The organism is Micromonospora sp. WMMC241 (assembly GCF_027460165.1).
Classification (GTDB): Bacteria; Actinomycetota; Actinomycetes; order Mycobacteriales; family Micromonosporaceae; genus Micromonospora; species Micromonospora humi.
Window position 1 is genome coordinate 261764 of record NZ_JAPZBF010000001.1, and the last position, 12594, is coordinate 274357.

A 12594-nucleotide genomic window follows, 5' to 3' on the forward strand; every position below is an offset into this window, starting at 1 on the left:
CTCGTCGCGGCCGATCGCGCGCCGCGCCCGACCGGGTCCGTCACCGGGCAACCGGATCGTGGCTCAACCCCGGCCGGTAGGGTGCCGGGGCGGAGGTGGCGGATGGCGAAGACCGGCAGGCGGCGGGCCGTGGTGGCGCTGGTGGCGGTGCTGGCCGTCGCGGCGTCGGTCGCCGTGGTCGCCCGGGTGCTGGCGCCGGCCGAGGTCGAGACCGTGGCCCGCGACCCCTACCCGGCGGCGCCCGCGCCGACCGCCGGGGTGATCGGGCGGCTGCCGGTGGCCCCGCTGGTCGTGGACGGCCGGCTCCGCGTCTACGCCGGCGCCCGCCAGGTGTACGCCGACCAGCCGGTCACCGGCCGGCACCGGGTCACCCCGTTCTGGTCCTACCGTCGCTGGCCGGCGAAGCTGGTCGGGGTGCTCGCCGAGGGCACCACGGTGGTCAGCCGCTGGTCCGACGGAAGGCTGGTGGCACTGGACGCGCGTACCGGCCGGGTGTCCTGGCGGGCCGACGGGCCGGCGCCGGGGTCGGTGCCGAAGCCCCGCCGCACGTTCGCCGCCACGGTCTGGGACCCGGCCGGCCTGCACCTGGCGCGCACCGCCGACGGCGTCGACGTGCTGCTCGCCGCCGGCCCGGGCGCGGTCGGCGGGTACGCCCTGACCGACGGCCGCCGGCTCTGGCGCGCGGACGTGGGCCGGGGCTGCCGGGTCGACGTGGGCAGCACCGCGAGCGGGGAGATGGTCGGGGTGGACACCTGCGCGGGGCCGCCCTCGGTCGAGCTGCGGGACGCGGCGACCGGCGTGGTCCGCACCCGCTGGCGGCCACCGGACGCGCCGGACCGACTCGTGGTCACCCCGGTCGGCTGCCGCGACGGGCACTCCGGCTGCCGTGGCCTGCGTACCGCCGGACCGGACGGTGGGGGCAGTCGGGGCTGGTTGGTGACGGATCCGGGCGAGCCGACGGCCGCGCCGGGACTGGACGACCCGGAGTCGGCGCTGGACGGCGAGCGGGTGGTGGACACCTCCGGCGGCGTGGTGACCGGGCGGTCCCCGCGTACCGGGGAGGAACTGTGGCGCCGGGCGGACATCCACCCGGCCCGGGTGCTCGCCACCGAGCCGGGCCGGGTGCACCTGCTGACCGACCGGCGGGAACTGGTCACGCTCGACCCGCTCACCGGCGCGACGCGGTCCGAGTTCGTGTTCACGGCCGGCCGGGACGGGATCGGCTGGCAGCCGGGCCGGGCGTACGCGGTGGGCGGCTACGTCGCGGTGGAGCGCGTCCGCGAGACCGCCACCGCGGACGACGACGACCAGGGCTGGTTCCTGATGGCCGAACCGGTCCTGATCGCCGCCACCTGATCGGCCGGTGAGAAGGGGCCCCTTCTCGACGCCAGGCGTTAAGAAGGGGCCCTTCCTTACGCCAGGGCGGCTTCGGCGGCGGTGAGGAACGCGTCGTTCTCGGCGGGGGTGCCGATGGTGACCCGCACCCCGTCCCCGGGGAACGGCCGCACGATCACCCCACGCGCCTCGCACGCCTTGCCGAACGCCACCGCCCGCTCGCCCAGCGGCAGCCAGACGAAGTTGGCCTGACTCTCCGGCACGTCCGGCACGAACTTGCGCAGCGCCTCGGTGACCCGGTCCCGCTCGGCCACCACCAGCGCGCAGCGCCGCTCCACCTCGTCGGCCTGGGCCAGCGCGGCCAGCGCGCCGGCCTGGGCGGCCATGCTGGTGGAGAACGGGGTGACCACCTTGCGCACGGCGGCGGCCACCGCCGGCGCGGCGACCAGCCAGCCGATCCGCAGGCCGGCCAGGCCCCACGCCTTGGACAGCGTGCGCAGCACCGCCACGTTCGGCCGGTCCAGGTAGCTGAGGCCGTCCGGCACCTCGGCGTCGGTGACGAACTCCCGGTACGCCTCGTCGATCACCACGAGCACGTCGTCCGGCACCGCGTCGAGGAAGCGGTCCAGTTCGGCGCCGCGCACCGCCGTACCGGTGGGGTTGTTCGGGTTGCAGACCAGGATCATCCGGGTCCGGTCGGTCACCGCCGCCGCCATGGCCGCGAGGTCGTGCCCGTGGCCGGCGTCGTTCGGCACCCGCACGCTGGTCGCGCCGCTGGTCGCCGCGATGATCGGGTACGCCTCGAAGGAGCGCCACGAGTAGATCAGCTCGTCGCCGGGCAGGCAGGTGGCCCGCACCAGGTGCTCGGCCAGCGCCACCGAGCCGCAGCCGGTGGCGATCCGGTCGGCGTCCACGCCGTAGCGCTCGGCGAGGGCCTGACGCAGCGCCACCACGCCCATGTCCGGGTAGCGGTGCGAACCGGCTACCGCCTCGGCGACCGCCTCCACCACGCCGGGCAGCGGGCCGTACGGCACCTCGTTGCTGGCCAGCTTGATCGCCTCGGGCAGGCCCAGCTCGCGGGCCAGGTCGGCGGGGCTGCGGCCGGGCACGTAGTTGGGCAGCGCGTCGAGGTCGGCGCGGGTGAGCCGCAGCGGAGGCTGGTGACGTCCGGTGTCGGTCATGGGGTGTCTCCCGGGGGGTCGGCGCGGTCGTGCGGGGCGGTACGGGGATCGGGGCGGTTGCGGGGGAGCTGGACCACCACGGTCTGCGCCCGCTTGTCGTGCAGCGCCTGGCGCAGTGGTTGGTCGAACAGCGGCGAGACGGCGTCGACGAACTGGAGCACCAGGCCCAGCCCGCAGCAGTACCAGAGCAGCGTGGGCATCCCGAGCGTGCTCCAGCGCCGGAAGGCCCGGCCGAAGCCGAGCGGCTGGTCCGCCTCGACCGGCAGCGCGCGTACGCCGGCCACCCGCTTGCCGAACGTCTGCCCGCGCGCCGCCATCGACGGCACCTCGTAGGCGAACCAGAGCGCGGTGGCGATCAGCAGGATGACGACCTGCAACCCGCCGGCCTGGTCGTCGATCTGGGGCAGCCCCTCGGTGGAGGTGTCCCCGTTCACCGCGCGACGCATCGTCTCCCGTAGGTAGGGGGAGATCGCCTCGAAGTACTTCCAGACGAACCAGCCGTTGACCAGCGCGTTGAGCAGGAACACCACGCCCAGGTCGATCAGGCGGGCGACCAGCCGGGCGCCGTACGAGGCGAGCGGCAGCCCGTGCGGGCGCGGGATCGGCGGTCGGCCCGGCCACTGCGGGTACGGCCAGCCCGGCGGCGGCCCCTGCTGCCCCGGCTGACCGGGCTGCCCCGGCCACGGTCCGGCCTGGCCCGGTTGCCCGGGCCACGACCCGGCCTGACCCGGCTGGCCCGGTTGCCCCGGCCACGGTCCGGCCTGCCCCGGCTGGCCGGGCCACGGTCCGGGCTGGCCCGGTTGGCCGGGCGCGCCGGACGTCGGGACCGGGCCCGACGCGCCGACGGCCGACCGGTCGGCGGTCGCGCCGGGGGCCGGCGTCGCGGCCGGCTCGGGCTCGGCGGGCGGGGGACCGTCGGGCGGGGTGACGTCGACCGGGATCGGCGCGCCGATCCACCCCTCCCCGTCCCACCAGCGGCGGGTCTCCGGTTCGGCGGGGTCGACGTACCAGCCGGGTTCCAAACTCACGGTCGTGCCTCGCTGCGCTCGCTCACGGTCCAACCTTAACGACGACCGTGTTCGCGAACTTGTCGTGGAGGCACTGCTGCCAGGGCTTGTCCCAGAGTTGCCAGAAACCGTCGAGGTAGCTGAGGAACGGCACCAGCGACCCGGCGACGAACTCGACCAGGTAGCGCTTGCCGAGCATGCCCCGGGTGAGCGTGGCACCGGGCTGCGCCGGCACGATCCGCAGCTTCATCACCTTCTTGCCCACCGTCTGCCCGCTGCGGCGGGCGTACTCGACGTGGTAGAGCCAGTAGAAGACCAGCACCACCAGGAAGAGGCCCAGCTCGGCGGCGAGCAGCGGGAAGAAGATCTCCGTCCAGACCATGGCCGGATCGGGCCCCTCCGGGCCGGCCGCGTCCAGGTCGTCGACCACCCGGAAGACGATCCACAGGAAGACCGGCAGGAACAGCACCATCGCCACCGCCGAGGCCACCGCGGTGTCGATCAGCCAGGCCAGCAGCCGGTCACCGAAGCTGGCCAGCGGCCGCCCGTCCGGCGCCACCGCGGGCGGGGCGAGCGGCGGGTGCGGCACGTAGCCGGGTGGGGGTGGCGGATAACCGGGCAGGCCCGCGTACGCCGGCGGGGTGTGCTGCGTGGGCGGCGCGAAGCCGCCGCCCACGGGCGGGGGCCCGGCGGGCGGCGGCGTCGTGTTCGGGGGAGGCTGGGTCACGCGGACAGTGTCACAGATTGCCGCGCTTCTCCTGCTCCCGCTCGATCGCCTCGAACAGGGCCTTGAAGTTGCCCTTGCCGAAGCCGAGGGAGCCGTGCCGCTCGATCAACTCGAAGAAGACGGTCGGGCGGTCCTGGACCGGCTTGGTGAAGATCTGCAGCAGGTAGCCGTCCTCGTCCCGGTCCACCAGGATCTTGCGGGACTGAAGCTCCTCGATCGGCACCCGCACGTTGCCGATCCGGGCGCGCAGCTCCGGGTCCTGGTAGTAGGAGTCCGGGGTGTCCAGGAACTCGACGCCGGCCGCCCGCATGGCGTCGACGCTGGCCAGGATGTCGTTGGTGGCCACCGCGACGTGCTGGGCGCCGGGGCCCCGGTAGAACTCCAGGTACTCGTCGATCTGCGACTTCTTGCGGGCCACCGCCGGCTCGTTGAGCGGGAACTTCACCTTGCGGGTGCCGCTGGCGACCACCTTGCTCATCAGCGCGGAGTAGTCGGTGGCGATGTCGTCGCCGACGAACTCGGCCATGTTGGTGAAGCCCATGACCCGCTTGTAGAACTCGACCCACTCGTCCATCCGGCCCAGCTCCACGTTGCCGACCACGTGGTCGACGGCCTGGAAGAAGCGCTTCGGCTGGAGGCCGGCGTCGATCATCGGCTGTCGGTCCACGATCGGGCCGCGGGCGACGAAGCCGGGCAGGAACACGCCGGTGTAGCGGGAGCGGTCGACGAGCGTGTGCCGGGTGTCCCCGTACGCGCCGATGGACGCCATCCGGACGGTGCCGTGCTCGTCGGTGACGTCGTGCGGCTCCAGCAGGCCGGTGGCGCCCTGCGCGGTGGCGTGCGCGTACGCGGCGTCCACGTCCGGCACCTCCAGCGCGATGTCGGAGATGCCGTCGCTGTGCTTGGCCACGTGCTCCGCGCCGTCGGCGTCCGGGCGGACCACGCCGGTCAGCACGAACCGGGCCGAGCCGCTGGTCAGCACGTACTGCGCGTGGTCCCGGTAGCCCTGCTCGGGGCCCCGGTAGGCCACGCAGGTCATGCCGTAGGCGGTGGAGTAGTAGTGCGCCGCCTGCTTGGCGTTGCCGACCAGGAAGTGCAGGTGGTCGAGGCCCTTCACCGGGAACGGGTCCCGGCTGATGTCGTGGTCGACGGCGCCGACGAGAACGTCGGCGTCGGCCTCGTCGGTGGACTGGGGTCGGTCGATCGCCTGGGTCATGGTGGCCTCCCTCGCGTACCGGCCGGCCTCGTGGGCCGCCGTGGATGTGCTTCCGGCGAGCATCTCCGGACCGCCGGGTGGTGGGCAATAGTTGTCGAAATTCCTGGTCAGGTTGCGCATTCGGTACGGTGCATCACCATGAACACTGGTCAGGATGCACAGCTCGACGAACTGGACGCCCGCTTGATCGAACTGCTCGCCGAGGAACCCCGGATCGGGGTGCTGGAGTGCTCGCGGCGGCTCGGGGTGGCCCGGGGCACGGTCCAGGCCCGGCTGGACAAGCTCGTCGGGCGGGGCGTGGTGGGCGGGTTCGGGCCGGAGATCTCGCCGGCCGCGATCGGCTTCGGGGTGACCAGCTTCGTCACTCTGGAGATCAGCCAGCGGCACGGCCACGACCAGGTCACCGCGCACCTGGCGGCCATCCCGGAGGTGCTGGAGGCGCACACCATCACCGGCTCCAGCGACCTGCTCTGCCGCATCGTGGCCCGCTCGAACACCGACCTCCAGCGGGTCATCGACCAGATCGTCGCCTCGGAGGGCATCCGGCGCGCCTCGACGATCATCGCGCTGGCGGAGCAGATCCCCTACCGCACGTTGCCGCTGGTGCGCTCCGCGGCCCGGGGGTAAGGAGGGGCCCCCGCTTAACGCATTCGGTAGAGGAAGGGGCCCCTCTTAACATCCGGGGCCGAGCAAGAAGCGGCGCGACACGCCCCGCACGGGGCCCGGGAGAACGGTGATCGTCGCTACCGTGTCGGTGTGAAGGGCCTAGGCGTACGCGGCTGGTTGCTGCTCGGGCTCATCACCGTGGTCGTGCTCGCCGCCACCGGCGTGTGGAACCCGTTCCCCCGCCTGTGGGACTGGGTCGACCGGAGCGAGCCGATCTCCGAGCCGGACGTGGTCTGGCAGCAGCGCGTCGGCGGCACCCCGCGCAGCGTCACGATCGCCGGCGACACCGTGGTCGTGGAGCAGCGCACCCGGATCGAGGCGCGCAAGCTCGCCGACGGCAGCCAGCTCTGGGAGCGCAAGGCCGACTGGTCGGCGGTGGCCGGCAGCGGCCGGGAGTCGGTCGTCGCGGTGGGCAAGCTGCTGGACAAGGGGTACGAGGTGCTCGACCCGTCCTCCGGCGTGACCCGTCGCCGCGACGATCGCGCGATCGCGGTCTGGACCTACCGCAACCTGCTGCTCGACGCCTACTGCGTGCAACCCACCGACTGCACCCTGCGGGCCTGGGAGCCGCGCGGCACCGCTCCGCTGTGGAGCGCGTTCCTGCCCGGCGTGCACAGCGGCGTACTCGCCGACAACCCGGAGCTGCTCGGCACCCGGCGCCTCGGCGCGACCCGGATCGACGGCGGGGTGGCCGGGCCGGAGTCGGTCCCGCCGCTGCTCGGCTTCCCGGTCGACGGCCGGGTGCACGTGGTGGACACCGCCACCGGCCGGGTGCTGCAGAACGTCCAACCCGGCCGGGACGAGCGGCTCGCCGTGGTCGGCGGCCGGCTGCTCCGGATCGCGGCCACCTCCCGCGACGGGAGCTGCTACTTCGTCATCACCGCCGTCGACCCGGCCACCGGGCAGCAGGTGTGGCGGCGGACCGGCATCAACCTGCGCACCGCGGATTCGGCCGGGTGCGTCCAGCGGGAGGATCCGCAGGGTGCCCGGAACGTGCTGATCGGCGTCGCCCCGGACGGCCGCGAGGCGGTGCTCGACGGCTACGACGGCCGGCTGCTCCAGGTCGGCGCGGACGGGGAGAAGCTGCTCGCCGTCGACGACCGCTACGCGGTGGTGCGCAGCGCCGACAAGGATTCCCTGCTCGGCCGCGAGCTGGCCGCCGACCGGACCCGGTGGACCCGCCCGGCCGGTCAGAAGAGCGGTGCGGCGCTCACCCCCTACGCGGCGGTGATCAGCGAGGACAAGCCGTCCCGGTTGAGCGCGGTCGAGCCGCGCGGAGGCCGGGTCCTGGTCGAGCTGCGTACCTCGGCGAACGCGTTGGCGGTCGGTCCGAACGGCATGATCGTCGGAGAGGGCCGGGAGATCGGGTACGTCCGCTGGGGCGCCGGCACCGCCGGCGCGCCGGCACCGGAGCAGGGCGCCGTGCCGGCGCCGGACCCGGCCGACACCTGGCGTCCCCCGAACGACCAGGGCAGTTGCGGGCCGAAGAAGGAACTCTGCGCCGACGGGAAGTGACGCCCGGTGAGATCGGCGTCCCACGACCCACCTGCGGGTGTCACCGATCGATCGGTCTGCCCTAGGCTTTTCGGTCATGAGCAGTGCCGCCGCCTTCTCGTACGCACCCCTGCTGCCGACCGGTCCCGACCAGACGGAATATCGCCTGGTCACCGACGAGGGCGTGGACGTCGTCAACGGCCCGGGTGGCCGCCGGTTCCTCACCGTGGAACCGGCCGCGCTGACCGCGTTGACCGCCGAGGCCATGCACGACATCGCCCACTTCCTCCGCCCGGCCCACCTGGCCCAGCTCCGGTCGATCATCGACGATCCGGCGGCCTCGCCGAACGACCGGTTCGTCGCGCTCGACCTGCTGCGCAACGCCAACATCGCGGCCGGCGGGGTGCTGCCGATGTGCCAGGACACCGGCACCGCGATCGTGATGGGCAAGCGCGGCCGGCACGTGCTCACCGACGGCGCCGACGCGGAGGCGATCTCGCGCGGCGTCTACCAGGCCTACACCCGGCTCAATCTGCGTTACTCGCAGCTCGCGCCGCTGACCATGTGGGACGAGCGGAACACCGGCAGCAACCTGCCGGCCCAGGTGGAGCTCTACGCCGAGGATCCGGACGGCCACCCCGACGCCTACAAGTTCCTGTTCATGGCGAAGGGCGGGGGGTCGGCCAACAAGTCCTACCTCTACCAGGAGACCAAGGCGCTGTTGAATCCGACGCGGATGATGCAGTTCCTGGAGGAGAAGCTGCGGCTGATCGGCACCGCGGCCTGCCCGCCCTACCACCTGGCGATCGTCATCGGCGGCACCTCCGCGGAATACGCGTTGAAGACCGCCAAGTACGCCTCCGCGAAATATCTGGACGCGTTGCCGACGCAGGGCTCGATGAGCGCGCACGGCTTCCGTGACCTGGAGCTGGAGGCCGAGGTGCTGGAGTTGACCCGCAACTTCGGCATCGGGGCGCAGTTCGGCGGGCGCTACTTCTGCCACGACGTGCGGGTGGTCCGGTTGCCCCGGCACGGCGCCTCCTGCCCGGTCGCGATCGCGGTGTCCTGCTCGGCCGATCGGCAGGCGGTCGCCAAGATCACTCCGTCGGGTGTCTGGCTGGAGCGACTCGAGACCGACCCGGCGCGGTTCCTGCCCGACGTCACCGACGAGACGCTGGACGCCGAGGAGGTGGTCCGCGTCGACCTCAACCGGCCGATGGCCGAGATCCGCGCGGAGCTGTCGAAATACCCGGTGAAGACTCGCCTGTCGCTGACCGGCCCGCTCGTCGTCGCGCGGGACATCGCGCACGCGAAGATCGCCGAGCGGCTGGACGCCGGTGAGCCGATGCCGCAATACCTGCGCGACCACGCGGTCTACTACGCCGGCCCGGCGAAGACCCCCGAGGGTTACGCGTCCGGCTCGTTCGGCCCCACCACGGCCGGCCGGATGGACGCCTATGTGGAGAAGTTCCAGGCCGCCGGCGGCTCGATGGTGATGCTGGCCAAGGGCAACCGGTCCGCCCAGGTCACCCGTTCCTGCGGCACCCACGGCGGGTTCTACCTCGGCTCGATCGGCGGCCCGGCGGCCCGGCTCGCCCAGGACTGCATCAAGCACGTCGAGGTGCTCGAATATCCCGAGCTGGGGATGGAGGCGGTCTGGAAGATCCAGGTGGAGGACTTCCCGGCCTTCATCGTGGTCGACGACAAGGGCAACGACTTCTTCGCCGAGGTCACCAAGCCGGTGCTCACGGTCGGCCGCCGCTGAGCGACATCGGTGCGCTCGCCCGACCTCTCGGCCCGGCGAGCGCACCGCCCCCGTCGGATGCCGTCACCGACAGCAACCCGGGATGAGTGTGGACGCCGCCGCTCTCGAACGTCTATCAGATCTCTATCACCTCCACGCGGCGTTCGGTGACCACCGCGTTACGCTCCAGGAAGTGACCAAGGGGCGTACGGGGGCGCGCATGCGGTTCGGGATCCTGGGACCCCTGCGGGTGGGCGGTGGCGAAGCCACCGTCACCGCAGGTCGGGACCGGACCGTGCTCGCCCTGTTGCTGCTGCGCGCCGGCCGGGTGGTGCCGTTCGACGAGCTGATCGACGCGGTCTGGGAGGAACGCCCGCCGGCCACGGCCCGGGCCCAGTTGCACATCTGCGTCTCGCGGTTGCGGCACCGGTTCGTGGTGCTGGGGCTGCCCGCCGAGACCATCGTCACCGATCCGGCCGGCTACGGCGTCCGGGTCGAGCCGGACGACCTCGACGCCGAGGTGTTCGCCCGGACCGTGGAGGCCGCCCGCGCGCAGGTGGTCGCCGGCCAGGTGGGCGAGGCGTGCCGGCAGTTCCGGTCCGCGCTGGCGCTCTGGCGCGGTCCCGCGCTGGCCGGCATCCCCGCCCGGAGCGTGCGGCGGCGGGCGCAGATCCTCGACGAGCAACGGTTGGCGGTGCTGGAGGAGCGCGTCGACGTCGAGCTGCGGTTGCGCCGGGCGGCCGAGCTGATCGACGAGCTCACCGAGGCGGTCGAACGCAACCCGCTGCGCGAACGGCTGCGGGGGCAGTTGATGCTGGCCCTGTCCGCGGTCGGTCGCCAGGCCGACGCGCTCGCCGTCTACCGCGAGGGCCGGCGCATCTACGCCGACGAGCTGGGCATCGAACCGGGTACGGCGTTGCAGGAGCTGCACCAGCGGGTGCTCGCCGGTGACCTGGCACTGGGCGGGACGGAGAGCCGGGCCACCGGCCCGGTGCGGGCGCTGCCCCGGGCGATCAGCGACTTCACCGGGCGGCAGCAGACCGTGGCCCGGCTGGTCAAGGAGATCGAGCAGGACGGGGTCCGGGTCCAGTTGGTCGACGGCATGGCGGGCAGCGGCAAGACCACGCTCGCCGTCCAGGTGGCGACCGCCCTGGCGGACCGGTTCCCGGACGCACAGCTCTTCGTCGACCTGCACGGGCACAGTGCGCGCAGCCCGCTGACCACCGCCGCCGCGGCGGCGACCCTGCTGCGGCAGCTCGGCGTGCCGGCCGAGCGGGTGCCGGTCGACGCCGCCGACCGGCTGGCGATGTGGCGTTCCGAGCTGGCCGAACGACGGGCGGTCGTGGTGCTGGACAACGCGGCGGACGCGGCGCAGGTCGCACCGCTGCTGCCGAACGGTCCGGACTGCCTGGTGCTGATCACCAGCCGCCGCCGCCTGATCGGTCTGGACGAGGGCCGCCCGTCGTCGCTGCCGGTGCTGGACCTCGACGAGGCGGTCGAGTTGCTGGCCCGGGTGGCCGGGGTGGAGCGGGTCGCGGCCGAGCCGGAAGCTGCCGCGGAGGTGGCCCGTCGCTGCGGGCTCCTCCCGCTCGCGTTGCGGCTGGCCGGGGCGCGCCTCGCACACCGACCGCGGTGGCGGGTGGCTGACCTGGCCGAGCGGCTGACCACCGCCGCCGACCCGTTGGCCGAACTGGCCGCCGGGGAACGGTCGGTGGCCCAGGCCTTCGCGCTGTCGTACGAGCAGGTGTCGCCGGCCGCCCAGCGGGTGTTCGGGCTGCTCGGGCTCCACCCGGGCGCCCGAGCCGACAACCGGGTGGCGGCCGTGCTCGCGGATCTCCCGCTCGCCGACGCGCAGGACGCGCTCGACGAACTGGTCGACGCGCACCTGGTCGAGGAGGTGGAACCGGGCCGTTTCGGCCTGCACGACCTGATCCGGGAGTACGCGCGTACCCTCGGCGCGGAGCGCGAGACGGCCGAGGAGCGGCGGGCGGCGCTCGCCCGGCTCCTCGATCATCACCTGCAGGTCGCCGCGACCATCGCGTTGTCGCTGGAACTCGCCGTGCCGCGCGATCTGTTCGCGCTGGCGGACCCACTGCGGCCCGACCTGGTGGCGGCCACGGTCGGGCTGGGCCGCACCTGGATCGAGGAGAACCGGGCGACGCTGGCCGCGCTGGTGCAGTTGGCCGAGGCGGAGGGCTTCCTCCAGCAGAGCTGGCAGCTCGCCCGCGCCGGGTGGGCGGTCAACTTCGACGGCGGTCACCTGGACGACCTGATCGAGACGCACCGGGTCGGCCTGCGGGCCGCCGAGCGGCTGGGTGACGACAAGGCCGTGGCGACCATGCACAACTATCTCGCCTCGGCCAACTACCGGCGGGCGCGCTTCGCCGAGGCGATCCGGCAGATGGAGGTGGCGGTCGGGATCTACCGGCGGCTCGGCCTGACGGGGGAGCTGCGGGGCGCGGTGGCCAACCTCGGCACGGCGTACGCGGTGGGTCTGCAGTTCCGGCGGGCGATCGAGACGTTGGAGGCGTCCCGGGCGTTCTTCCGGGAGTCGGACGGCCCGGCGCCGCTGGCCAACCTGCTCAACAACCTGTCGCTCACGCTGCTGTGGAGCGGGCGCACCGACGAGGCCGTGCGGATGTGCCGCCATCACCTGGGCGTCGCCCGGCAGAGCGGCGACCTGCGCCAGATCGGCAACGCCATCGGCCATCTCGGCATGGCCCGGCGCCAGCGCGGGGAACGGGAGCCGGCGCGGCGGCTGCTGCGGGCCGGGTTGACCGTGAAGCGCCGCACCGGCAACCGGTTCGGCGAGGGTGAGCTGCTCAACGAGCTGGGCGTGATCGAGCGCGAGGAGGGCCGACCCGACCTGGCCGCGGCCCTGCACCGGGAGGCGCTGGTCGCCATCAACGACGCCGGTGACCTGGTCGGGCAGTGCGCCTCCCGCAACCTGCTCGCCCGGGCGATCCTCGACCAGGGCGACGAGGCGAGCGCGCTGGACCTGCACCGCCGGGTGCTCACCGACGCCACCCGGCTCGGCGCCCGCTACGAGCAGGCCCGGGCGCTGGACGGCATGGCCCGGTGCCTGCGGTGGACCGACCCGGAGCAGGCGCACCGGTACGCCAGCCGGGCGCTGGCGCTGTTCGTCCAGATCGAGTCGCCGGACCGGCGGGCCACCGAGGAGTTGCTGGCCGAGCTGGGCTGAGACCGGCGCGCGTTCCGCTGCA

9 protein-coding genes are annotated in these 12594 nt (G+C 73.5%); 5 read left to right on the forward strand and 4 right to left on the reverse strand.

The window, feature by feature from the left end:
• The first annotated feature begins 102 nt into the window (after nt 1-102).
• On the forward strand, nt 103-1356 hold the full coding sequence (locus O7598_RS01290; protein ID WP_269689633.1) for an outer membrane protein assembly factor BamB family protein: 1254 nt from the start codon (nt 103-105) through the stop codon (nt 1354-1356).
• A 56-nt stretch (nt 1357-1412) separates the two neighbouring features.
• Here O7598_RS01290 and hisC read toward each other — a convergent pair whose 3' ends face one another.
• Genes hisC through hppD form a run of 4 tightly spaced genes read right to left on the reverse strand, consistent with a single transcriptional unit; the run spans nt 1413 to nt 5466 of the window.
• Complete coding sequence (gene hisC, locus O7598_RS01295; RefSeq protein ID WP_269689634.1) at nt 1413-2516, reverse strand: histidinol-phosphate transaminase; 1104 nt, start codon at nt 2514-2516, stop codon at nt 1413-1415.
• Nucleotides 2513-3544 carry an RDD family protein gene (locus O7598_RS01300; RefSeq protein WP_269689635.1) on the reverse strand — a complete coding sequence of 344 codons (1032 nt, stop codon included), beginning with the start codon at nt 3542-3544 and terminating at the stop codon, nt 2513-2515. Before O7598_RS01300 ends, hisC begins: the two co-directional genes overlap by 4 nt.
• 22 nt (nt 3545-3566) lie before the next feature.
• Nucleotides 3567-4250, reverse strand: a complete 684-nt coding sequence (locus tag O7598_RS01305; RefSeq protein WP_269689636.1) for an RDD family protein — start codon at nt 4248-4250, stop codon at nt 3567-3569.
• Nucleotides 4251-4260: 10 nt separating this feature from the next.
• The gene (gene hppD, locus O7598_RS01310; protein ID WP_091070086.1) at nt 4261-5466 is read right to left on the reverse strand and encodes a 4-hydroxyphenylpyruvate dioxygenase; all 1206 of its coding nucleotides are present in this window, start codon (nt 5464-5466) and stop codon (nt 4261-4263) included.
• A gap of 138 nt (nt 5467-5604) precedes the next feature.
• Between hppD and O7598_RS01315 the strand changes: the two genes are divergently transcribed.
• The 4 genes from O7598_RS01315 to O7598_RS01330 all read left to right on the forward strand — a co-directional run bounded on the left by O7598_RS01315 (nt 5605) and on the right by O7598_RS01330 (nt 12572).
• Entirely contained in the window at nt 5605-6093 is a 489-nt protein-coding gene (locus tag O7598_RS01315) for an Lrp/AsnC family transcriptional regulator (protein WP_091069997.1), read from the forward strand.
• A 171-nt stretch (nt 6094-6264) separates the two neighbouring features.
• On the forward strand, nt 6265-7647 hold the full coding sequence (locus O7598_RS01320; protein ID WP_269694706.1) for a PQQ-binding-like beta-propeller repeat protein: 1383 nt from the start codon (nt 6265-6267) through the stop codon (nt 7645-7647).
• A gap of 76 nt (nt 7648-7723) precedes the next feature.
• Nucleotides 7724-9391: a fumarate hydratase gene (locus O7598_RS01325; protein WP_269689637.1), complete on the forward strand. Its 1668-nt coding sequence runs from the start codon at nt 7724-7726 to the stop codon at nt 9389-9391.
• A 199-nt stretch (nt 9392-9590) separates the two neighbouring features.
• Nucleotides 9591-12572, forward strand: coding sequence for an AfsR/SARP family transcriptional regulator (locus tag O7598_RS01330; RefSeq protein WP_269689638.1), 2982 nt, complete (start codon nt 9591-9593; stop codon nt 12570-12572).
• Nucleotides 12573-12594 lie beyond the last annotated feature (22 nt).